The organism is Nocardia sp. NPDC050793, assembly GCF_040654065.1.
In the GTDB taxonomy this organism is placed as follows: Bacteria; Actinomycetota; Actinomycetes; order Mycobacteriales; family Mycobacteriaceae; genus Nocardia.
The window spans coordinates 204920-226195 of sequence record NZ_JBFAHG010000010.1 but is presented as its reverse complement, the minus strand read 5'-3'; the positions used below and the strand labels follow the sequence as shown (position 1 = coordinate 226195).

The window sequence follows — 21276 nt, the reverse complement described above, 5'->3', positions numbered from 1 at the left end:
ACAGGGGCGGCGCAACCTCGGGGAACCGGCGATACGAGTCGTCAGTACACGTCTCGCACGTAACGCTTTTCGGCGACGAGCTGTTTGCGGAACGCCAGCGCGCCGTCCTCGTCCAGCTTGCCGTGGATGCGGGCGATGGCGAGCAGTGTGTCGTCGACGTCTTTGGCCATGCGCGCCGCGTCGCCGCACACGTAGAAGTGGGCGCCGTCGCGCAGCCACGACCACAGCTCGGCGCCGTGCTCGATCATCCGGTGCTGCACGTAGATCCGCTCCCGCTGGTCGCGGGAGAACGCCAGGTCGAGACGGGTCAGGAAACCGGTGCGGAACATGTCCTCCAGCTCCGCGCGGTAGTAGAAGTTCTGCGCCGCATGCTGTTCGCCGAAGAACAGCCAGTTGCGGCCAATCGCGCCGAGCGCCCTGCGCTCTTGCAGGAAGCCGCGGAACGGAGCGATGCCGGTGCCGGGACCCACCATGATCATCGGCGCCGTCGGGTCCAGTGGCGGCCGGAAATGCGGTGCGCGCTGGAGGAAGATCGGCACGGTGGCGTCGGCGGACTCGCTCGACACCCGGTCGGCGAGGAAGGTGGAGCACACCCCGCCGCGCCGGACGGCCGCGCCGCCGGGGTCGCCGTAGCGCACCACACTGACCGTCAGCTGCACCTCGTCCGGGCTGACCAGCGGACTCGACGAGATCGAATACTGGCGCGGCTGAAGCTTTTTCAGTGTGCCGAGCCATTCCACCAGGTCGGCGCGCACCGGGAAGTCGCGCAGCACGTCGACGGCCTGGCGATCCCACAGGTAGCTGTCCAGCTCGTTGCGGTTGTCCCTGCGCAGCAGCTTGGCGAGCTGGTTGCTCGGGTTGCGTTCGCCGATGAAGCCGAGCAGGTCGTGGCTGACCTTGGTGATGTCGTATCGGGTGCGCAGCGCCTCGGCCAGCGGCATCTCCAGGCCGTCCGCCTCGATGACGCGCCTGCCGTCCAGGCCGGTGGCGGTGAGCCACTCGTCGACCAGCGAAGGACAGTTCGACGGCCACACGCCGAGCGAATCGCCCACTTCGTAGCCGACGTCGAGTCCGCGCAGATCGAAACCGAACTGGCGCACCTCTTTCGGCGACCCGGCGCGCGAAAGCTGCTCGTTACGCGCGAGCGGTGCGGCCACCGGCGCGTTACGGGTGAACCGCGCGGGCGCGGCGCGCAGGGAACGCGCCGGAGCCGGGGCCTCGGGCTTGGTCAGCAGCATGGTGCCGCCGGAACTCATGGCCCGGACCGGCGGGCGCGGGCCGGAGCCGCCGTCCAGAGCCGGACCCTCGCCGTCGTCCCCGCCGCCGAAGGCGCCGAGCACCGCGTCGAGCCAGCGGGCCGCGGGCTCCTCATAGTCGGGTTCGCAGTCCACCCGCGTCAGCAGCCGGGTGGCGCCGCGCTCGGCCAGCTTCTCGTCCAGCTTGCGGCCGTGTCCGCAGAAGTCGTCGTAGGAGGAGTCGCCGAGCGCGAGGACGGCGTAGCGCAGGCCGGTCAGCCGGGTCGCGGTGTCGGTGAGCCTGGCCCAGAAGTCCGCGCCGTTGTCCGGCGGACCGCCGTCGCCGAAGGTGCTGCTGATGAACAGCGCGTCGCCTGTCAGCGCGCCGAGATCGCAGGAATCCATCTCGAAAAGCCGAGGCGCGAAGCCGGATTCGGCCAGGCGCTCGGCTGCCGCCGCGGCGAACTCCTCGGCGTTGCCGGTCTGCGAGGCCCACAGCACCGTGACCGGCCGCTCCGCCGCCGCGGGAGCCGGGGTCTCGGACCTCAGCGCGCCGCGCGAGTACATGCCCGCGAGCAGTCCGTCGATCCAGAGCCTGCTGCGGGTGGACAGCGGCGCGGTCTCCGGAAGCACCGGCTGGCCGATCACCGGCAGCGAATGGAGCGCGGCCAGATACCCGCTGAGATAGATCTGTTCGGTGTCGGTGAGCGTCGGCGCGACGCCGCTGTTCAGCCCGAGCATCACCGCGAGCGGATGCGCGCCCGCCTGCGCCGCGGAAACCGGTTCGGCGAACGGTGTTTCGGCCTGCTTCATCGGCGCGACACGGCGCAGCGAGACGGCGCACTGCTTGAACTCGGGTTGCAGCGAGGCCGGGTCGACGGCGTCGTTGGTGACGGCGTTGATGGTCAGATACTCACCCTGTTCGTCGTTCCAGTGGAATGGCGCGAAGCAGTCGCCGGGGCGTACCCGATCGCTGATCTGCACCGGCAGCACGGCTCGGCCACGGCGGGAAGCGATCTCGAGCTGATCACCCGCGCGCACGCCGAGCCGCTCGGCGTCCTCCGGATGCACCTCGAGGAATGGCTGCCCGGTCAGCTTGGTGAGCTTGGCGATCTTGCCGGTCTTGGTCATGGTGTGCCACTGGTGTTGCAGGCGACCGGTGTTCAGTACGAACGGGTAGTCGTCGTCGGGCATTTCCTCCGGCGGCATGTGCGGGCGCGGCCAGAACATCGCGCGGCGGCTCGCGGTGGCGAAGGCCAGACGCGGGCGATGGCCCTCGTCGTCGACGAAGAGATCCTGGCTGACGCCGTCGTTCAGGTAGCGGATCGGGTTGCGGCGCTTGCCGGGTTCGGCGCACGGCCACTGCATCGGGCCATCGCGCAGCGCGTCGTAGCTCATGCCGCGCAGGTCGTAGCCCGTCGCCGGATTGGCGAAGCCCTGGATCTCGGCGAAAACCTCGGCGCTGGAGGCGTATTCGAAGCCGGCGAAGCCCATGGCCGTGGCGACCTGCGCGATCAGCAGCCAGTCCGGCCGCGCGTCGCCGATCGGGTCGACCGAGCGCTGCAACAGCGTGACATTGCGTTCGGAGTTCACCATCACCGCGTCGGCCTCGGCCCAGAGCGTGGCGGGCAGCAGCAGGTCGGCGTAGGAGTTGGTGGCGGTGTCGGTGTAGGCGTCCTGGGCGATCACCAGCTCGGCGGCCTCCAGACCCGCGATCACCGTCTTCCGGTTGGCCACGGAGGCAACCGGATTGGTGCAGATGATCCACGCCGCCTTGATCTCGCCCTCGGCCATGCCGCGGAACATCTCGATGGTGCCCGGCCCCGCCTCGGTGCGAATCGTGCCCGGCTGCACACCCCACGCGGTCTCCACGAAGGTGCGGTCGACGGGGGAGAGCAGCGAGCGCTGACCGGGCAGGCCGGGGCCCATGTATCCCATCTCGCGGCCGCCCATGGCGTTGGGCTGGCCGGTCAGCGAGAAGGGCCCGCTGCCGGGACGGCAGATGGCGCCGGTGGCCAGGTGCAGGTTGCAGATCGCGTTGGTGTTCCAGGTGCCGTGGGTGGACTGGTTGAGTCCCATCGTCCACAGCGTCATCCACTCGCCCGCCTCGCCGATCCAGCGCGCCGCGGTGCGGATGTCCTGTTCGGCGAGGCCGGTGATCTCGGCGACCCGGTCCGGTGGGTAGTCGGCGAGGAACTCGGGCATAGCGTCCCAGCCCTCGGTGTGCTCGGCGATGAACTCTTTGTCGATGTCGCCGTTCGCGACGAGCAGGTGCAGCAGGCCGTTGAGCAGCGCGAGGTCGGTGCCCGGGCGCAGCTGGAGAAACAGATCGGCGCGGGCGGCGGTATCGGTGCGGCGCGGGTCGGCGACGATCAGCTTGGCGCCCGCCTTCAGCCGATCGGCCATGCGCAGGTAGAGGATCGGGTGGCAGTCGGCCATGTTCGCGCCGATGACGAAGAACAGGTCGGCGTGCTCGAAATCGTCGTAGGAGCCGGGCGGGCCGTCGGCGCCGAGCGACTGTTTGTAGCCGGTGCCCGCGCTGGCCATGCACAGCCGCGAATTGGCCTCGATGTGCACGGTCCGCAGGTAGCCCTTGGCCAGTTTGGTCGCCAAGTACTGCGCCTCGAGCGACATCTGCCCGGAGACGTACAGCGCGATGGCGTCGGGCCCGTGCTCGTCGAGAATCGCGCGCAACCGATCGGCCGCCTCGCGCACCGCGGCGTCCACGGCGACCGGCGACGGCTCCTGCCCGCGCTCGGGCCTGCGGTAGGCGGTGGTCATCCGGCCTGGCGTCCGCATCAGCTCCGCGTGGGTGGCGCCCTTGGTGCAGAGCCTGCCCGCGTTCGATGGATGCAGTTTGTCGCCGCTGACCTTGGCGATCACCGGCGCCCCTCCGGCGCCCCGCGTGGTCTCGACCGTGATGCCGCAACCCACGCCGCAGTACGAGCACGCCGTTCTGGCTGTGCCCGGCGCGGGGCTGTTGGCTGCGTCCGACATGTCACCGATCATCCGGAACCCCGATTGCGCCGGATTTACCGGACGTTATCGCCAGATGACAATTCTCCTCACAGCCAACAATCGCGGCTGTGAGCTGTGTCGTCGGTCACGTATTCGCAGCTCAATGCGGTTGCTCGGCGGTTTCGGCCGCGAGTCGTTCGGTCTCGGCGCGGTGGACGCCGAGTGCGGTCCCGAGGAAGTCGAGGATGAGGTCGAGCTGGTCGACGCTGTAGCGGCGCAGCGCCCGCGCGCCCGCGACGCCGACCGGTACGAAGATGTCGGCCGCGGCGGCGCGCGCGGCATCGGTGGCCTCGACCAGGACCCTGCGGCGGCTGGCCGGGTCCTGGCTGCGGGTGACGAATCCGGCGCGTTGCAGCCGATCGATGACTGTCGTGGTGGCGCCGGGGCTGAGTTTCAGCTCGGCGCTCAGTTCGCCCGCGGGCAGTGGGCCGCGTCCGAGCACGATGTCCAGGCAGCGCAGATCGGTGCGGTTGAGGCCGAGGCGAGCGGCGGCGGCTTCGTCGAACGTGTCGAAGCTGCGCTGGAGCAGTCGCAGCTGTTCTCCGACCGCGTCGATCCTCTCATCTTTCGACATTCGAACCTTTCTGTTATCTTATTGTTCGATAGTCAAAATATTAGCACGGGAGCACCGCACCATGAACCACACTCTCGATCGCACCGGCGACGACACCCTGATCCGGGACCTGTTCCAGCGCTTCATGCGGGCGTGGACCGACAACGACGCCGCCGCCTTCGGCGCGCTGTTCACCGAGGACTCCGACTACGTGTCCTACGACGGCACCCGCGCCACCGGCCGCGCTGAGCATCAGTACAACCACGACCTGCTGTTCCGCGGCGTGCTCGCGGGTTCCGCGTTGGTGGGCGACCTCGAATCGATCCGCTACCTCACGCCCGACGTCGCCGTCCTGTACGGCACCGCGTCGGTACTGATGCCGTGGCGTTCCCGGCTGCCGAAGCGCAGGCTCTCCCGCCAGACCGTCGTGGTGGCGCGCACGTCCGACGGCTGGCGCATCGCCGCCATCCACAACGGCCGCGTCCGCCCGGTCACCGTTCCCGCCCCGGATTCCTTCCCCTCGCGGATGTCGCATCTGATGACCCGCATCGCCCTCCGCCTCAGCCTCGGTCGTCGTCCGGCCGCAGCCTGAACGCCTCAGGGGCCTGGCCCGAACGCTTCGAGGCCGCGGCCTGAAATGTCCAGGTGCACTGGCCTGAACGCCTCAGGACTGTGCCCTGACTGTCTCAGCGCTGTGGCCTGAACACCTGGAGAACACCTCGAGCCTGGGGCTTCAACGCCCCAGCGCCGTGCCATGAACGCCACAGGGCGGCCGGTTCGACGCGGCCGCCCCAGGCGAAAGATCCGGTGCTCAGCCCAGTTTGTAGCCCCGGTGCAACGCGACGACGCCGCCGGTGAGATTGCGCCACTTGACCGACGACCATCCCGCCTTCGTGATCCGCATGGCCAGCTGCCGCTGGTTCGGCCAGGCCCGAATCGATTCCGCCAGATACACATACGCGTCGGGGTTGCTGCTGACCGCCCGCGCCACCTGCGGCAGCGCCTTCATCAGGTACTCCATGTACACCGTGCGGAAAACCGGCACGATCGGCGTCGAGAACTCGGCGACAACGAGCCGCCCGCCCGGCTTGGTGACGCGCAGCATCTCGCGCAGCGCCAGATCGGTATCGGCGACATTGCGCAGACCGTAGGAGATCGTCACCGCGTCGAAGGAATCGTCGGCGAAGGGCAGCGCCATGGCATCGCCCGCGACCATCGGCACGCCACGGAACCGCCCCGCCGCGAGCATGCCCTTGGAGAAGTCGGCCGCCACGCACCAGGCGCCGGACTTGCCGAATTCGAGGGTCGAGACGCCGGTGCCCGCCGCCAGGTCCAGCACCCGCTCGCCAGGCCGGAGCCCGAGCGCCTTGCGGGTCGCCCAGCGCCAGTAGCGGTCCTGGCCCGCCGAGATGACGGTGTTGGTGAGGTCGTACCGCTTCGCGACCTCGTCGAACATTGCTGCGACCTCGCCCGGCCGCTTGTCCAGGGAGGCTCGACCTGCATGCGTATTCGCCACGTCAACGACCTTAAGGGACTACCCCTTACGGACCCGCGTTCGCCCGATCACAGTGCCGAATCCGATGCCGCTCGGACGGGCGACCAGGCTCATGCCGTATTCGACAGACGGAAGTCCCGGCCGGTGACGTCGGTGTAGTGGGCCATCAGCTCGTCGCACACGGCAGGCCAGGTTCGGTGCAGTACGGACTTGCGGGCGGCGCCGGCGAAACGAGCGCGCACTGCCGGGTCGCGCAACGCGGCCACGGCGCTCGGCAGCAGTTCGGTGAAGCGATCGACTGGAAGCAGATAGCCGTTGCGGCAGTGCGCGATGAGATCGCGCGGACCGCCCGCGTCGGGTCCAATGACCGGGACACCGGAGGCCAGAGCCTCCTGCACGCCCTGGCAGAAGGTCTCGTGCTCGCCCGCGTGCACCATCACATCCAGGCTCGCGTACGCCTGCGCGAGTTCGTCGCCGCCCAGCTCGCCGGTGAACACCGCGCCGGGCATGAGCCGAGCCAGCCGGTCGCGTTCCGGACCGTCGCCGACGATCACCAGCTGAACGCCGGGGTCGTCGGCCAGCACGGCCAATCGCTCGACATGCTTCTCCGGAGCCAGTCGCCCCACGAATCCGACCACCAGTCGCTCGTGCCCGCCCAGCCAGCGTTCGCGTAGCTCCGCGCGATGGGCGGAGGGGGTGAACCGCGCGATGTCCACGCCGCGGCCCCACCGGTGCACGCGCGGAATGCCATGTAAGACAAGGTCTTCCGCAGCCGCGCGGGACGGCGCCAGCGTGCGGGTCGCACCCTCGTGGATGCGCTTGGTCCAGGCCCACGCCGCGCGGCTGGCCAGCCCGAGTCCGTAGCTCTTGGCGAAACCGGCCACATCGGTCTGATACACCGCGACGGTCGGCAGATCCAACCGCAGCGCCGCACCGAGCCCGCCTGCGCCGAGCAGGAACGGGGAGGCCAGATGCACCACGTCGGCGTCGAATTCGGCGATCGCGGCGGTGATGCCGGGCTGCGGCAACCCGACCGGCAGCGAGCTGACCTTGGGCACCATCATCGCGGGTACCCGGTGCACCGGGAAGCGGCCGTGCGCGCCTGCGGCTGCGGGCAGGCCGCGCGGGGTGTCGGGAGCGATCACCAGCGCGTCGTGTCCGTGCTTGTCCAGATGATCGAGCACCCGGAGCACCGAGTTGACGACGCCGTTCATGTTCGGCAGGAAGGACTCCGAAACGATGGCTACGCGCACTACCTCAGCGTGACCGGCGCAGCGCGCGCCGCAGCCACGCGGACATGAAGGGCGCGGAAAGTTCCGGCGAACTCCTCGCGCTGTCGCAGACAGTGCTCGCCGCGTCAGGCGTGCGGCGCCCGCAGCTGCGGGTCGGCCAGTCGTTCTTCGGTCGCGATTGCGCCGAGCACCGCGCGCAGCGAATTCACCGCGTCCGCGCCGAATTCGCGCACGAGGCGCTGCTCCCTGTTCCGGTGGAATCGCCGCGCGGCGGCGAGGGCGGCATTGCCGCGTTCGGTGAGGTAGAGGAGTTTGGCGCGGCCGTCGGCCGGATCGGGGCGACGTTCCACGTACCCGCGCCGCTGCATGTCGTCGACGATCTGCGCGGCGCCCTGCTTGCTGATCGCGAGCCGTTCGGCCAGTTCGCTGACGTTCATCGGCCGTTTCGCCAGGCAGCGGAACACATAACCGTCGGAGCGGCCTACATCGTCGAAACCCCGCTCCACCAAGGTCGCTCGCAGTTCGATGACGAACTGCTCCCAGGCGAGGCCGAGCAGGATGCCCAGATCCGGGTCTTGCGGTGTGGATGTCATCTCGTCATGATAGACAAGCCAACTTGATCAAGCTGGCTTGTCTATTTTTTGCCCGTCTCTGCACCAGCCCATCTCGTACAGGAGTATTCATGCACGTCATCAAGGCCGCCGAAGCCCAACGGTTCGAGCTTCCCGGCGTCGAGTTCAGCGCCATGGCGGCCCCGAGCCGCGGTTCGGCGGACGTCTGTACCTGGCGCCTCACCGTCGCGCCGCACCGCGACAGCGACGCCGCGCACGTACTCGACCGCGACGAGATCTTCCTGGTGCTCTCCGGAGTGCTGGAGGTCAGCGGTCAGCGGCTCACCGTGGGTGATGTCGCCATCGTGCCGGCGGGCGCGCCGATCTCGGTCGCCAACCCAGGCGACGAACCGGCCGTCGCGCACGTCGCGATCGCCGCCGGATTCCAGGCCACCATGGCCGACGGCAGCAAGCTCAGCCCGCCGTGGGCGCAGTAACCCGCTGTTTCGGATCGCGCCTGCCGGCGCGGATGATCAGCCACAGCGCGGGCAGGGCCAGCGCCCACACCACCACGATCACCGAGAGGGCCGGCTGGATCGCGACCCGCACGTCGCGGCCAGCCACCCGGACCAGATCGGGATCGCTGCGGCTGTACTCGACATTGATGCGCTCGCCCGCGGTCAGGTTGGTCGGATACAGCACGCCGACCTTCGGATTGTGCGTCTCGCCGTCGGGTGTGACGTAGATGACCGCCGAGCGCAACCTGCCCGCCGAGAGCACCTCGCCGGTGGTCACGCCACGGTCGGAACTGATCAGGTAGTCGTTGCGCCAGGCCGCGAGCACCAGCAGCACCATGAGCACGCTGACGACCGTCGCTGCGGTGAGCACGCCGATTCTCGCCCGCCGCAGGCGGACGGCCCGCCTTATGGACTGGGTGGTTTCCGACACCGCAACAGGCTACCGATGGACTCGGCTAGCGTGTGCGCCCATGTCCCGAAAATTCAGCTTCACCGTGCCCTACACCGTCCCGGTCGAAGATCTTCACCGGGCACTCACCACCGACGACGCCTGGCGTTCCCGCTTCGCGGGGGCGGAGACGGCGACGCTCGAGCTGTCGCATCCGGGCGGCGCGGGCACCATTCGCATTCATATGACCGAAAAGGCTCGTCAGGACAAGATTCCCGGGATCGTCCGCAAGGTACTCGAGAACGAACTGGTGCTCTCGCGCACCGACGACTGGCAGGCGTTGGACGGCGAGATCGCCAAGGGCGTCTTCGAGGCGTCCACCACCGGCATCACCAGCCGGATGTCGGGCTCCTACGCATTGCGCCCGACCGCCGAAGGCAGCGAGATCGAGGTGGTCGGCACCGCCGAGGTGAAGGTGTCGCTGGTCGGACGCGCCATCGAGCCGCTGGCCGAGCAGCTGTTCCACCGCGTGCTCAACAGCGAGCGCAAGTTTTTCGAGGAGTGGTTCGGCGCGCAGGCGACCGCCTGATCCGATCCGTCGAATCGGGCGCCCCAGAGCGGGGCGCCCGATGTCGTCTGCGGCTCGTCACTGCTCGGCGAACTCCCGCGGATCGAACTCCTTGGTCTCCACCAGCACCAACCAATTGCCGGAATTGTCCCGGATGATCGCCTCGGTGCCGTATGGCCGCTCGGCAGGCGGTTGGACGAACTCGACCCCCTTGGCGGTGAGTTCCTCGAAGGCCTTCTGACAGTTCTCCGTCCGCAGCCCCAACGCACCGTGCGTGCCGTTGGCCAGGGCGCGCCGGACCGCCTCGGCCATGTTCTCGTCGAGCGGCGGGCCCGGGATCATCAGCGTGACCTCGAGTTCCCGGTGATCCGGGTGCGCGACGGTCACCCAGCGGAAGCCGTTCTCGCCCATGGTGACGTCGCCGGTCTCCACGAAACCGAGCTTGTCGATGTACCAGCGCTTGGCCTCGTCCTGATCGGTGACGTACACGGTAACCAGGGAAATATTCGTAATCGTCGTCATATGCCCAGGCTATGGGCGGGGCGGGCGTCCGGGCTTCTCCGAAATTGCGGGTTTCTCCGAAATCGCGGCGTCGTCATGGGCGCTTGCGGTCGGACAGGCCGTGCATGAAGACGTAGCAGCCGGGAATGCGCGGCGCGCCGTCGGCGAATTTCGCCTGGTACTCCGACGGCGTCACGCCGACGAGCTGACGGAACTTGGAGCTGAACGAGCCGAGGCTGGTGTAGCCGACCATCATGCAGACCTCGGTGACCGTCAGATTGGTGGCGCGCAGCAGATCCTGGGCCCGCTCGATGCGGCGCTCGGCCAGATACGCGGCCGGTGTCACGCCGTACACCGCGGTGAAGGCGCGCAGGAAGTGATACTTGGAAACGCCAGCGGCGGCGGCCAATTCGTCGAGATTCAGCGGGTCGGCGTAGTGCCGATCCGCGAGGTCGCGCGCCTTTCGCAGGTGCGGAAGCAGGTAGAGCGCGGGCAGTCCGCGGGGGTCGCCCATGCGCTCGCGCTCAGGTGAAGGGCGGCAGGTCGTCGTAGCGCATGGACGCCAGGCCCGCCAGTCGCCAGGCCCGCGCGGTCATGTCCAGATCCTCGTCGGTGACCAGGTTGCCCATCACGCGAACCGCGGTGCGCTGCAAATACTTCGAACGCATCACCGGCGGACCGCCCGCGGGCACCATGCGCGGATGGGTGGCCAGGCCCGCGATCCGGCGGGCCACCGAGAATGTGCGGCCGTAGCTGGCGCGCAGCACATCCGGCCAGAGGCCGGTGAAATCGGGCGCGTCCAGCAGCTCGGCGAGCATGTGCCCGCCCTCCAGGCCGTAGTCGATGCCCTCGCCGTTCAGCGGGTTCACGCAGCCGGCGGCGTCGCCGACCAGCACCCAGTTGCGGCCCGCCACGTTCGACACCGCGCCGCCCATCGGCAGCAGCGCCGACGCCACCGCGCGCGGCTCACCCTCGAACTGCCACTCCTGATAACGCTGCGAGACGTAATGGCGCAGTAGCGGTTTCAGTGCGATGTGCGAGGGCCGCTTTTCCGTGGCCAGCGAGCCGACGCCGATGTTGACCTCGCCGTTGCCCAGCGGGAACACCCAGCCGTAGCCGGGCACCAACTGGCCGTCGGCATCGCGCAATTCGAGGTGCGAGGTGATCCACTGATCGTCGCTGCGGCCGGACTTGATGTAGGCGCGCGCCGCGGTGCCGTAGGCGAAGCGGCGATGCCAGGTGCGACCGAGCAGTTTGCCGATGGGCGAGCGCACGCCGTCGGCGACAATCAAGATGTCGCAGGCGATCTCGCGCGAGCCCTCCGCCGTCTGCACCGTCACACCGGTGACCCGGTCGCCGGTCCTGGTGACGTCCACCACTTTCGTGCCGTCCAGCATGCGCACGCCGGACTTCACCGCCGTCTCGCGCAGCTTGTCGTCGAGTTCGGTTCGTGCGACGGCGCTTCCGTAACTGGGAAAGGAGCCGCCCGGCCAGTTGAGCAGGGCTTCCCTGCCGAAGCCGGTCATGCGAAGGCCGTGGTTGACGGTGTGCGCGCGCAGCCACTCGCCGAGCCCGAGGTGTTCCAACTCCTTGGTTGCCCGCGGTGTCAGGCCGTCGCCGCAGGTCTTGTCCCTCGGGAAGACCGCGGCATCGGTGAGCAGCACGTCGCGGCCCGCGCGCGCGGCCCAGGCGGCCGCGGCGGAACCGGCCGGACCAGCGCCGACGACGAGCACTTCGGCGCGATCGGGCAGCGGGTTCTCCGCGCGGTCGTCGGCTGTGACATCCGGTGCACCCATGCGCTCAATACTTGCAGGACAGCCGGATCGGTGTCGACGCCGGACCACACGCCGGGCGGCGTACCCGGTCCCGCCGACATATGGAAAAGTGTCTGATACACCGCATAGTGACGGTGTTCATGGGCCACGCGGGCCGGACACGCTAGGTTCTCTACCGTGGGGTCGGACGCGGCGCTGGGAGATGAGATGAGCACATCGGCTGTTAGTGATGAGAGCACGGTGGTCGCCGGGGTCGAACTCGGTGACCCCGAGCTCGCGGCGAGCGTGCGAAACGGCCTGGAAGAGGTCGAGAAACTGCTGATCGCCGAGCTCTCCGACGGCGAGGACTTCCTCCAGGACGCCGCACTACATCTGGCACGGGCGGGCGGCAAGCGATTCCGGCCGCTGTTCACCGTCCTCACCGGTCAGCTCGGCCCGCGCCCGACCGATCCTGACCTGATCACCGCGGGCACCGTGGTCGAACTCGTGCACCTGGCGACGCTGTACCACGACGACGTGATGGACGAGGCCCCGATGCGCCGCGGCGCGCCGAGCGTCAACTCGCGCTGGGGTAACAACGTCGCGATCCTGGCGGGCGACTATCTGTTCGCGCACGCCTCCCGGCTCACCTCGACGCTCGGCCCCGACGCAGTCCGCATCATCGCCGAGACCTTCGCCGAACTGGTCACCGGCCAGATGCGCGAAACCGTCGGCGCGCGCGAATCGCAGGACCCGGTCGAGCATTACCTGCGGGTCGTGTGGGAGAAGACCGGCTCGCTGATCGCCGCGGCCGGACGCTTCGGCGGCACCTTCTCCGGCGCCGACCCCGAGCACATCGAGCGGCTGGCCCGGCTCGGCGACGCGGTCGGCACCGCCTTCCAGATCTCCGACGACATCATCGACATCTCCTCGGCCTCCGAACAGTCCGGCAAGACCCCCGGCACCGACCTGCGCGAAGGCGTGCACACCCTGCCGGTGCTGTACGCGCTGCGCGACGAGGGCGCCGACGGCGACCGGCTGCGCGCGCTGCTGGCCCGCCCGCTGGAGACCGACGACGAGGTCGACGAGGCGCTGGCGCTGCTCGCCCGCTCGCGCGGCATGGTGCTCGCCAAGGAGAAATTGCAGGGCTACGCCGACCTGGCGTACGCCGAGTTGTCCGCGCTGCCCGCTGGCCCGGCCAACGACGCACTCGAACAGCTCGTCCGCTACACCATCGAACGCGTCGGGTGACCGGACGCGCCCTCGCGGCGCCTCCGACTCGTCCAGGAACTTTGGCCCCGGCGCCGATCGTTGATCAGGCGTAACGCACTCGACGGACGGGGGAGTGGGCAAGGAGACCTATGCACGGGCACGGGTATGCGAACGGGTTGAAGACTTTCGGTCTGATGGTCGGGCTCTCGGCCATAATCGTTTTCGCCGGGGCTATGTTCCGCAGCCCCACGATCCTGGTCATCTCCATCCTGCTGGCCGTCGGCATGAACGCCTGGGCCTACTTCAACAGCGACAAGCTCGCGCTGAAGGCGATGCACGCGCAGCCGGTCAGCGAGCTGGAAGCGCCGGTCATCTACCGGATCGTGCGGGAACTGGCGACGGCGGCGCGGCAGCCGATGCCACGGCTCTACATCAGTCCGACCAACGCGCCCAACGCCTTCGCCACCGGCCGCAATCCGCGGCACGCCGCGGTCTGCTGTACCAGCGGCATCCTGCAGATCCTCGACGAGCGCGAACTGCGCGCGGTGCTCGGCCACGAGCTCTCGCACGTCTACAACCGCGACATTCTCATCTCGTCCATCGCGGGCGCGCTGGCCGCGGTCATCTCCGGCCTGGCCAACCTGGCCTTCTTCGCGTCGGCTTTCGGCGGCCGCGGCAACGGCGGTCCCAACATTCTCGGTGTGTTGTTGATCTCGCTGCTCGGCCCGATCGCCGCCACCCTGATCAAGCTGGCCGTCTCTCGCTCCCGCGAGTACCAAGCCGATCAGTCCGGCGCCGAACTCACCGGCGACCCGCTGGCGCTCGCGTCGGCACTGCGGAAGCTGGAACGCGGCGTACAGGCCGCTCCGCTGCCCGCTGAGCCGCAGCTGACGGCCCAGTCGCACCTTATGATCGCCAACCCGTTCCGCGCCGGTGAGCGGGCCGCACGGTGGTTCTCCACGCACCCGCCGATGGCCGATCGCATCGCCCGGCTCGAGGAGATGGCGGGCGGTCCGCGCAACTACTGACGCGGACGAGCCCGCCGGCTGGGTGGCCGGCGGGCTCGGTGCGGCACAACCTCTACCGGTAGTTGACGAACTGCAGCGCGATACCGAAATCCTCGCCCTTCAGCAGCGCGATCACGGCCTGCAGATCGTCGCGCTTCTTGCTGCTCACCCGTAGCTCGTCGCCCTGAATCTGCGCCTTCACGCCCTTCGGGCCCTCGTCGCGGATCTTCTTCGAGATCTTCTTCGCCTTCTCGGCATCGATGCCCTGCACCAGACTGCCAGTGATCTTGTACGTCTTGCCGGACGCCACCGGCTCGCCCGAATCGAACGCCTTCAGCGAGATATCCCGCCGGATCAGCTTCTCCTTGAACACCTCGAGCGCGGCCTTCACCCGCTCCTCGGCCTCCGCCGTCAACACGATCTTGTCCTCACCGGACCATTCGATCGTCGCGCCGGTGCCGCGGAAGTCGTAGCGGGTGTTCAGCTCCTTCTCCGCCTGATGCAGAGCGTTGTCGACCTCCTGCCGGTCGACCTTGCTGACGACATCGAAAGACGAATCGGCCACACTGCGCTCCTGTTCCTGACGGTCCGACGGGCTCACGTACACCGGGTGCCACCGGTCATCGTAGTTCTACCCGGAAGATCGACCGTAGTCCCGCCGCAGGGCCGTTGGCCAGCCGGTTTGCATTCGACACCGGGGTTCGTTGTATTCTGCTCAGCGCGCCGATAAAGCGCACGTAAGGCAGGTTGCCCGAGCGGCCAATGGGAGCAGACTGTAAATCTGTCGGTGAAAGCCTACGTAGGTTCGAATCCTACACCTGCCACTCCGCTCACAAGCGAGCCCTACATGCTGGAAAGCGCATGTAGGGCTCGCTTCGTATTTCCCTTTGGGGGTGCAACCCCCACACCCCGCCCGGCGGGGCTTCGCCCCCCGGACCCCCCTTGCAGCGGTTGCGTTTTGTGGGGACGTTGCGGTTTGTGCCTTGGTTGATTCTCCAGGTGGTTGCGCTCGGGGCGTGTCTCGGCGAGCGAGGCTCGACCCATGCTTCTGTTCGGCGAGCGGCGGGCCTTGCGGCCCGGATGTCTGTGATCTTCGACCCTCTCTTCCACGGTTCGTGAGCGCTGCGCGGCCGCTGATCTTGTGCCGGGGCAGGATTCGTTGATCTCATCTCTGATCGCGGCGGTGCTGATCGGGCTGGTGCGCAATGCGTGCTGATCCTCGGAGTTCTCGGTGTGGTCGGGTCCGAGGGCCGCGATGCGCGCCGACCTGCGGGGACGCAAATCCCTGCCGCGGCTGCGGCGTGTGGCGCGCTTGTGCGGGGGCTGTCGGGGCGAGGGGCTGCGCTCGAGATCGGCCTCGGCGGAGCGGGGATTCGAGTGGCGCTTTTCGTGCCTCTCGCGAGCGTCGGAAAAACCCTCCTGACCTCGGAATTTGGAAGTGTGAGCGTTGGGTGTGTAATCTCGTTCAAGACTTCGCCGCTCCGGGGTCGAGAAGCTGGACCACGGTGCGAGAGTAGTCATGCCCCCTTAGCTCAGTCGGCAGAGCGTTTCCATGGTAAGGAAAAGGTCAACGGTTCGATTCCGTTAGGGGGCTCGCCGGATTGCCGGTGGTGACCGACTCGGCATCGCACCCACTCTTGTGGGGCTGGGGCCGCGCGCACCACTGCAATGCGACGCCGTGGCGGTGTAGCTCAGTCGGTAGAGCAAACGACTCATAATCGTTGTGTCGCCGGTTCAAGTCCGGCCATCGCTACCAAAACCGATTACGCCCATCAGGTACCGGAAAGAAGGAAAGTCGTGGCCGCGAAGTCCACCGATGTCCGGCCAAAGATCACCTTGGCCTGCGAGCAGTGCAAGCACCGCAACTACATCACCAAGAAGAACCGGCGCAACGACCCGGACCGGCTGGAGCTGAAGAAGTTCTGCCCGAACTGCGGAACGCACCGGGCGCACCGCGAATCCCGCTGATCTCACCCACGCGTGAAACTGCCGCGTGAAGGGCAACCGGGACACTGATCCCGGGATCTCGGAACCGTGAAGCTGTGCAGGGCCGGACTCATGTCCGGCCCTGAGCGCTTTTTACGGGTCGGTTGCGGTGGTGAACGCTTCGCCGACCCCGGGGTGCGGGGTCAGATAGGTACAGTCCTCCCGTGACAATCAACACCGGTACAGAAGAAGCGGTCCAGGCGAGCGAGTCGGATCTCGATCCCGCCGCCCACGCCGCGGCCATGGTCGGTCACCACTACCGCGTCGACGACTACTACGAAGTCGGCCGCGAGAAGGTCCGCGAATATGCCCGCGCCGTGCAGGACTATCACCCGGTGCACTGGGACGAGGACGTCGCCGCCGAATACGGCTACGACGGTCTGCTCGCGCCCCTTACCTTCATCTCCCTGGTCGGAATCCTCGCCCAGCGCAAGCTCTTCGAGCAGATCGTCACGGGCTACGACCTCAGCCAGATCATGCAGACCGACCAGATCCTGGAATTCCACCGGCCCATCCGGGTCGGCGACCAGCTGACCTGCGACGTCTACCTGCACTCCTTCCGGCAGGCGTTCGGCGGCGACATCATCGTCACCAAGAACATCGTCACCGCACAGAACGACGAGCTGGTGCTCACCACCTACACCACGCTCGTCGGCCGCAGCGGCGCCGACATCGACCCCAACCTCGCCGACGCCGTCCGCAACGTGCTCATGCACGGCATCGGCGAGGAGGTGCCGGAACACCACCCGCGCAGCGCGGCAAAGACCCAGTCGCCCGCCCCGATCACCGTCATCCCGGAGATCGCGCCGAGCAAGCACGCGATCGACTTCGAGAGCATCTCCGTCGGCGACGAACTGCCCACTCGCATCGTCCGCCTCACCCGCGGCGATCTGGTCAACTACGCGGGCGTCTCGGGCGACGCCAACCCCATCCACTGGAGCGACAACGTGGTCAAGCTCGTCGGCCTGGACAACGTGGTCGCCCACGGCATGCTCACCATGGGTCTCGGCGGCGGTTTCGTCACCTCCTGGCTGGGCGATCCCGGCGCGGTCAAGGAGTACAACGTCCGGTTCACCAGCCCGGTCTACGTCGGTTCCGACGAGGCGGCCGAAATCGAGTACACGGGTAAGGTGAAGTCCATGGATCCGGAGACTCGGACCGCGGTCGTCGCCATCGTGGCGAAGTCGGCGGGCAAGAAGATCTTCGGCCGTGCGACGGCTACCGTGCAGCTGGCCTGACCTGGTCGATCGACCCTGATTGGCTATTGGCCTAGGCGGTAACGTACACTCAGGTCTCTGGGGTTCACCAGCCGCTGCGCGCTGCTCTGTGGGGCTGGTTCCAGGCGGTCCGGAGGAGAATCTCCGACGGACTGCCACGGGAGCCGGCAACCGTCGAAGCAGCGCGCGTGTTATGTGAAACCAGCGCGACAACTGAAGACAGCACAGTGGTTGGACAACGAGTTCCACCGTCCAACCGAAGGGGCGTAGCTCAATTGGCAGAGCAGCGGTCTCCAAAACCGCAGGTTGCAGGTTCAAGTCCTGTCGCCCCTGCCCTGAATGCCAGCGACGAGAGAGGATCGACGTGAGCGAGCGAATTATTCGCACAGCGCGCTTCGCGCACGCCGGATTCGAGCGCAGCGAGGAGACGGCGTGAGCGACGAGCGGGACATTCGCCACGGCGGCGCGCACGCGGCCGACGAGGGCGATGGCACCGCCGCGGTGAGCAGGCCGAGCGGTAAGCGGTCCGCCCGGCGGACGCGCTCGGGCTCCACGTCGGCCGACACCGGTTCGATCGCCACGATCGACCGGACGGCGAAGAAAGACAAGACTGCCGGAAAGGCCAAGCGCGAAGGGGCGGGTAATCCGCTCAAGCGTTTGATCAAGTTCCTGCGAGAGGTCATCGCGGAACTGCGCAAGGTGATCTGGCCCAACCGGAAGCAGATGGTCACCTATACGAGCGTTGTTCTGGTGTTCGTGGTCTTCATGGTCGCGTTCATCAGCGGGATGGATCTGGCGTTCGTCAAGGGTGTCGACTGGCTGTTCGGCTAGTTATTACGACGCCGACGCCGGTAGCCGATCCCGGGGGCGGACCGGCGGGAGTATTCCGCCGCGCCCGACCCGGCACGCAGAGGATGTACGTGACGACACAGGAAGCGAGTGCCCCAGTGAGCACCCCGGAGAACGACACCAACGACGAGTTCCCGGTCGACGACGCGGTGGTGGAGCCCGCCAACAACGAGGCGGAAGACGCCGCGGCCGTCGAAGAGTCTGTGGTCGAGGAATCCGCACCCGCTACCCCGATCGATGCCGAACCGGCCGACCCGGTCGCCGAGATGAAGGCCGCGCTGCGGCGCGCCCCCGGTGACTGGTACGTCATCCACTCCTACGCCGGTTACGAGAACAAGGTGAAGGCCAACCTCGAGACCCGTGTGCAGAACCTGGACCTCGAGGAGTACATCTTCCAGGTCGAGGTGCCGACCGAAGAGGTCACCGAGATCAAGAACGGCCAGCGCAAGCACGTCAACCGCAAGGTGCTGCCCGGCTACATCCTGGTCCGCATGGAGCTCAACGACGAGTCGTGGGGCGCGGTGCGCAACACCCCCGGTGTCACCGGGTTCGTCGGCGCCACCTCGCGGCCCTCGCCGCTGTCCATCGACGACGTGGTGAAGTTCCTGGTCCCGGCGTCTCAGCAGAAGAAGGCCCCGGCCGCCGCTGCCGCCGCGACCGCCGAGAGCGCCGCCGAGGTGGCCCCGAAGCCGGTCATCGAGGTCGACTTCGAGGTCGGCGAGTCGGTCACCGTCATGGACGGCCCGTTCGCGACGCTGCCCGCCAGCATCTCCGAGGTCAACGCGGAGCAGCAGAAGCTCAAGGTGCTCGTCTCGATCTTCGGTCGCGAGACCCCGGTCGAGCTGGCGTTCACCCAGGTCGCCAAAATTTAGTCCCACCTCCGCCCTCGCCCCGGCCGCCGGGATCGAGGGCGGAGTGCGTTCGGCCGGCTAGGCGCGGGCCCGGGCAACCGGCCCCACTCGAAGGACGAGGGCACGCCCCCCGGTAAGGTGTATGGGTTCGTGCGCGGATCCGAACAGCGTCAGCCGGATTCGTTTGCGAGCGCCGGGCCGCGTGCCCGGATGCGGGCCACGCCCGCGACAGGCTTACGGCAACCGTAAGGACCCGAAACCAAGGAAGAAAGATGCCCCCCAAGAAGAAGAAGCTCGCCGGGATCATCAAGCTGCAGATCCAGGCCGGCGCGGCGAACCCGGCTCCGCCCGTTGGTCCCGCCCTCGGTCAGCACGGCGTCAACATCATGGAGTTCTGCAAGGCGTACAACGCCGCGACCGAGTCGCAGCGTGGCAACGTCATCCCGGTCGAGATCTCCGTTTACGAAGACCGGTCCTTCGACTTCAAGCTGAAGACCCCGCCCGCTGCCAGGCTGCTGCTCAAGGCCGCTGGTGTGCAGAAGGGCTCGGCCGAGCCGCACCGCACCAAGGTCGCCAAGGTGACCATGGACCAGGTTCGCGAGATCGCCAAGACCAAGATGGAAGATCTCAACGCCAACGACCTGGACCAGGCGGCGAAGATCATCGCGGGCACCGCGCGCTCGATGGGTATCACCGTCGAAGCCTGAGCGAAGCGAAGGCTTCAGTCGAGCGCAGCGGCGTAATCCGCTAACTCGGTGGGAGGGTCGGCCAGACCCGGAAACCACTTCTGAACCAAGAACTTTAAGGACAGAGAATCATGGCAAAGCGAAGCAAGGCGTATCTCGCCGCGGCCGAGAAGGTCGATCGCACCAAGCTGTACTCGCCGCTGGCCGCCGCGCGCCTGGCGAAGGAGACCGCCACCGCCAAGACCGACGCGACCGTCGAGGTCGCCGTTCGTCTCGGTGTCGACCCCCGCAAGGCCGACCAGATGGTCCGCGGCACCGTCAACCTGCCGCACGGCACCGGTAAGACCGCCCGCGTCATCGTGTTCGCGGTCGGCGACAAGGCCGCCGAGGCCGAGGCCGCCGGTGCGGACGCCGTCGGCGCCGAGGATCTGATCGAGCGGATTCAGGGCGGCTGGCTGGACTTCGACGCCGCGATCGCCACCCCCGACCAGATGGCCAAGGTCGGCCGCATCGCGCGTGTCCTCGGCCCGCGCGGTCTGATGCCGAACCCGAAGACGGGCACCGTCACCCCCGATGTGACCAAGGCCGTCAACGACATCAAGGGCGGCAAGATCAACTTCCGCGTCGACAAGCAGGCCAACCTGCACTTCGTGATCGGCAAGGCCTCCTTCGAAGAGGCCAAGCTGGTGGAGAACTACGGCGCCGCGCTGGACGAGATCCTGCGTGCCAAGCCGTCGACCGCCAAGGGCCGCTACGTCAAGAAGGTGACGGTCTCGACGAACACCGGACCGGGCATCCCGGTGGACCCGAACCGCACCCGCAACCTCCTCGAAGAGGACGCGTAAGCAGCACCGAGGTCACGCACCTCACCACCGCCGAGGGCGGGAACGCGAATTGCGTTTCCGCCCTCGGCGTATTTCCGGCCCGATCGCCCGATGGACCGCCGCGAACGACCGGTACACAGCGAACGGGGCGGAGTAAGCCTCCGATGCCGATGGTTACATCGGGCGTGACCAGAATTCTGTTGATCTCCGGAAGCACTCGCGACGGCTCCACCAATACCGCGGCCTTGCGCACCGCGTGTGCGATCGCGCCCAAAGGTGTGGAAGCGCGCCGCTACACAGGTTTACTGGAGTTACCGGCCTTCGTGCCGGGCGTGGACCCAGCGGCCTATCCCGCAGTTGTCGGATTGCGCGACGACCTGGCCTGGGCCGACGCAGTCTTGATCTCGACACCCGAATACGCGGGCACCCTCCCCGGCAGCTTGAAGAACCTCCTCGATTGGACCGTCGGCACCGCCGACCTGCACGAAAAGCCCACCGCCTGGCTCACCGTCGCGGCCAAGGGCCGCGGCGATGGCGCCACCGCCACCCTGGCGAGCGTCCTCGGCTACGTCGGCGCCGACATCGTCACCACGGCGTGCGTCCGCCTCCCCGTCTTGTCTGCCGACATCGGTGCAGACGGACTCGTTGCCGCTCGAGGCTTTCGCGACGGTGTACTCGAGGCTCTCGACGCACTGATGGGCCATGGGAAGACTCGAACCGGCGCGATTCGCGACTTTGTGGGCGCGGCCGAGGAGGGGGCGTTCGCAGCGCCGCTGGAACCGGACATCGAGAACCGTCTGTGGAACCACCGGTGACGGCCGGTCGCAGTGT

At 67.8% G+C, this 21276-nt stretch carries 22 protein-coding genes and 4 tRNA genes; 16 read left to right on the top strand and 10 right to left on the bottom strand.

Features of this window, described 5'->3' with window-relative positions; translation table 11 throughout:
* Positions 1-41 precede the first annotated feature (41 nt).
* Together AB0H50_RS29065 and AB0H50_RS29060 are read right to left on the bottom strand one after the other, a co-directional pair.
* Positions 42-4232, bottom strand: a complete 4191-nt coding sequence (locus AB0H50_RS29065) for a bifunctional nitrate reductase/sulfite reductase flavoprotein subunit alpha (RefSeq protein WP_357458709.1) — start codon at positions 4230-4232, stop codon at positions 42-44.
* A 121-nt stretch (positions 4233-4353) separates the two neighbouring features.
* A complete protein-coding gene (locus AB0H50_RS29060) occupies positions 4354-4827 on the bottom strand; it encodes a MarR family transcriptional regulator (protein WP_357458707.1) in 474 nt (157 codons plus the stop codon).
* Positions 4828-4888: 61 nt separating this feature from the next.
* On the opposite strand from AB0H50_RS29060, the gene AB0H50_RS29055 reads away from it, so the two are divergent.
* A complete protein-coding gene (locus tag AB0H50_RS29055) occupies positions 4889-5398 on the top strand; it encodes an SgcJ/EcaC family oxidoreductase (RefSeq protein WP_357458705.1) in 510 nt (169 codons plus the stop codon).
* Between the two features lie 219 nt (positions 5399-5617).
* Here the strand turns inward: AB0H50_RS29055 and AB0H50_RS29050 are convergent, their stop codons facing one another.
* The 3 genes from AB0H50_RS29050 to AB0H50_RS29040 all read right to left on the bottom strand — a co-directional run bounded on the left by AB0H50_RS29050 (position 5618) and on the right by AB0H50_RS29040 (position 8126).
* Positions 5618-6322, bottom strand: coding sequence for a demethylmenaquinone methyltransferase (locus tag AB0H50_RS29050; RefSeq protein ID WP_357458703.1), 705 nt, complete (start codon positions 6320-6322; stop codon positions 5618-5620).
* 89 nt (positions 6323-6411) lie between these two features.
* Entirely contained in the window at positions 6412-7554 is a 1143-nt protein-coding gene (locus AB0H50_RS29045; protein WP_357458700.1) for a glycosyltransferase family 1 protein, read from the bottom strand.
* A 104-nt stretch (positions 7555-7658) separates the two neighbouring features.
* Complete coding sequence (locus AB0H50_RS29040; protein ID WP_357458698.1) at positions 7659-8126, bottom strand: MarR family transcriptional regulator; 468 nt, start codon at positions 8124-8126, stop codon at positions 7659-7661.
* Positions 8127-8215: 89 nt separating this feature from the next.
* On the opposite strand from AB0H50_RS29040, the gene AB0H50_RS29035 reads away from it, so the two are divergent.
* The gene (locus AB0H50_RS29035; protein WP_357458696.1) at positions 8216-8581 is read left to right on the top strand and encodes a cupin domain-containing protein; all 366 of its coding nucleotides are present in this window, start codon (positions 8216-8218) and stop codon (positions 8579-8581) included.
* Here AB0H50_RS29035 and AB0H50_RS29030 read toward each other — a convergent pair.
* Positions 8559-9032, bottom strand: coding sequence for a DUF3592 domain-containing protein (locus AB0H50_RS29030; RefSeq protein WP_357458694.1), 474 nt, complete (start codon positions 9030-9032; stop codon positions 8559-8561). The genes AB0H50_RS29035 and AB0H50_RS29030 overlap by 23 nt on opposite strands.
* 40 nt (positions 9033-9072) lie before the next feature.
* Between AB0H50_RS29030 and AB0H50_RS29025 the strand changes: the two genes are divergently transcribed.
* Positions 9073-9579, top strand: coding sequence for a DUF2505 domain-containing protein (locus tag AB0H50_RS29025; protein ID WP_357458691.1), 507 nt, complete (start codon positions 9073-9075; stop codon positions 9577-9579).
* A 57-nt stretch (positions 9580-9636) separates the two neighbouring features.
* Here AB0H50_RS29025 and AB0H50_RS29020 read toward each other — a convergent pair whose 3' ends face one another.
* The 3 genes from AB0H50_RS29020 to AB0H50_RS29010 all read right to left on the bottom strand — a co-directional run bounded on the left by AB0H50_RS29020 (position 9637) and on the right by AB0H50_RS29010 (position 11855).
* The gene (locus AB0H50_RS29020) at positions 9637-10080 is read right to left on the bottom strand and encodes a VOC family protein (protein ID WP_357458688.1); all 444 of its coding nucleotides are present in this window, start codon (positions 10078-10080) and stop codon (positions 9637-9639) included.
* 73 nt (positions 10081-10153) lie between these two features.
* Complete coding sequence (locus tag AB0H50_RS29015; protein WP_357458686.1) at positions 10154-10573, bottom strand: AraC family transcriptional regulator; 420 nt, start codon at positions 10571-10573, stop codon at positions 10154-10156.
* 10 nt (positions 10574-10583) lie between these two features.
* Positions 10584-11855 carry a geranylgeranyl reductase family protein gene (locus AB0H50_RS29010; protein WP_357458683.1) on the bottom strand — a complete coding sequence of 424 codons (1272 nt, stop codon included), beginning with the start codon at positions 11853-11855 and terminating at the stop codon, positions 10584-10586.
* A gap of 186 nt (positions 11856-12041) precedes the next feature.
* Here AB0H50_RS29010 and AB0H50_RS29005 point away from each other — a divergent pair, with 186 nt between their 5' ends.
* A complete protein-coding gene (locus tag AB0H50_RS29005; protein WP_357458680.1) occupies positions 12042-13064 on the top strand; it encodes a polyprenyl synthetase family protein in 1023 nt (340 codons plus the stop codon).
* 110 nt (positions 13065-13174) lie between these two features.
* The gene (gene htpX, locus AB0H50_RS29000) at positions 13175-14053 is read left to right on the top strand and encodes a zinc metalloprotease HtpX (protein ID WP_357458677.1); all 879 of its coding nucleotides are present in this window, start codon (positions 13175-13177) and stop codon (positions 14051-14053) included.
* A gap of 52 nt (positions 14054-14105) precedes the next feature.
* On the opposite strand, the gene AB0H50_RS28995 is transcribed toward htpX, so the two are convergent.
* Complete coding sequence (locus AB0H50_RS28995) at positions 14106-14597, bottom strand: YajQ family cyclic di-GMP-binding protein (protein ID WP_357458674.1); 492 nt, start codon at positions 14595-14597, stop codon at positions 14106-14108.
* A gap of 176 nt (positions 14598-14773) precedes the next feature.
* On the opposite strand from AB0H50_RS28995, the gene AB0H50_RS28990 reads away from it, so the two are divergent.
* The 11 genes from AB0H50_RS28990 to AB0H50_RS28940 all read left to right on the top strand — a co-directional run bounded on the left by AB0H50_RS28990 (position 14774) and on the right by AB0H50_RS28940 (position 21260).
* A tRNA-Tyr gene (locus tag AB0H50_RS28990) sits at positions 14774-14856 on the top strand.
* Positions 14857-15553: 697 nt separating this feature from the next.
* A tRNA-Thr gene (locus AB0H50_RS28985) sits at positions 15554-15626 on the top strand.
* An 86-nt stretch (positions 15627-15712) separates the two neighbouring features.
* Positions 15713-15788: transfer RNA gene (locus AB0H50_RS28980), tRNA-Met, on the top strand.
* Between the two features lie 41 nt (positions 15789-15829).
* Complete coding sequence (rpmG, locus tag AB0H50_RS28975) at positions 15830-16000, top strand: 50S ribosomal protein L33 (protein ID WP_011211653.1); 171 nt, start codon at positions 15830-15832, stop codon at positions 15998-16000.
* A gap of 188 nt (positions 16001-16188) precedes the next feature.
* Complete coding sequence (locus tag AB0H50_RS28970) at positions 16189-17256, top strand: fused (3R)-hydroxyacyl-ACP dehydratase subunits HadA/HadB (protein ID WP_357458875.1); 1068 nt, start codon at positions 16189-16191, stop codon at positions 17254-17256.
* A gap of 239 nt (positions 17257-17495) precedes the next feature.
* Positions 17496-17568 (top strand) — tRNA-Trp (locus AB0H50_RS28965).
* A gap of 99 nt (positions 17569-17667) precedes the next feature.
* Positions 17668-18066 carry a preprotein translocase subunit SecE gene (gene secE / locus AB0H50_RS28960; RefSeq protein WP_357458671.1) on the top strand — a complete coding sequence of 133 codons (399 nt, stop codon included), beginning with the start codon at positions 17668-17670 and terminating at the stop codon, positions 18064-18066.
* Positions 18067-18233: 167 nt separating this feature from the next.
* Positions 18234-18956, top strand: coding sequence for a transcription termination/antitermination protein NusG (nusG, locus tag AB0H50_RS28955; RefSeq protein ID WP_357458872.1), 723 nt, complete (start codon positions 18234-18236; stop codon positions 18954-18956).
* A 251-nt stretch (positions 18957-19207) separates the two neighbouring features.
* Positions 19208-19642, top strand: a complete 435-nt coding sequence (rplK, locus tag AB0H50_RS28950; RefSeq protein ID WP_357458668.1) for a 50S ribosomal protein L11 — start codon at positions 19208-19210, stop codon at positions 19640-19642.
* Between the two features lie 110 nt (positions 19643-19752).
* A complete protein-coding gene (gene rplA / locus AB0H50_RS28945; RefSeq protein WP_357458665.1) occupies positions 19753-20466 on the top strand; it encodes a 50S ribosomal protein L1 in 714 nt (237 codons plus the stop codon).
* Positions 20467-20609: 143 nt separating this feature from the next.
* Complete coding sequence (locus tag AB0H50_RS28940; RefSeq protein ID WP_357458663.1) at positions 20610-21260, top strand: NADPH-dependent FMN reductase; 651 nt, start codon at positions 20610-20612, stop codon at positions 21258-21260.
* Positions 21261-21276 lie beyond the last annotated feature (16 nt).